1 protein-coding gene is annotated in these 638 nt (G+C 48.6%); it reads right to left on the bottom strand.

The features are described 5' to 3' along the window. Positions 1-638 (bottom strand): replication initiator protein RctB domain-containing protein (locus R7093_RS26115; protein WP_318147135.1); only part of this gene is annotated, 638 nt, incomplete at both ends.

Below are 638 nucleotides of genomic sequence, written 5' to 3'. Positions count from 1 at the left end.
CATTGCAGACAACGCCGTTATACTGCGTTCTAGCGCCTCTGGAGAGGTGTATTTCGACAGAGTAATGGTGATCTCATCTGCGTTGATCTCGACAAGGTGCTTTCTTTGCTTCACTCGACGCCCCAAATTTCCTCGCGGAGACGGGGCTTTGCGCTGAATAGGCTCAAATTCGCCGTCAATGATGCCTGAGAGCGCTTCAAGCTGCTGTCGGGTTACCATCTCATTACGAAGTGGATTTGGCAGCGTAGGCGCCATGTTGCGCTTGCCTGCGTTGGTTGTACGAGCACGTGAGTAACGCAGCACCTCTTCGACGTCACATTTGATGTCGATCTGGTAATCCATCACTTTATCATTCTCGATCATAGTTTCGATCGTTAAGTGATAGCCCCATAAGTTCACCACAAAAAGATCGTCTGTCCCTTTGCCGTCTGACAAGCGTTTCAGCTCACGGATCAGATCCATTGAGAATCGACGCCATTCAATGTTACGTGCAAGCTTCTGATTTAACTCGCTCAACAGCATGCAATCTGTGTGTCGGCGCACCATACGACTACGGAAAAACGAATACAGCTGGAACACCAACGTATGCTGTTTCAGGATTTCTGGTGGGAACAAGAAGAAATAATCGCGTGTTAGTA

Source organism: Vibrio sp. 1580, from assembly GCF_033340055.1.
Note: the sequence above shows the minus strand (reverse complement) of the source record. Positions and strands in the feature narration are given on the sequence as shown.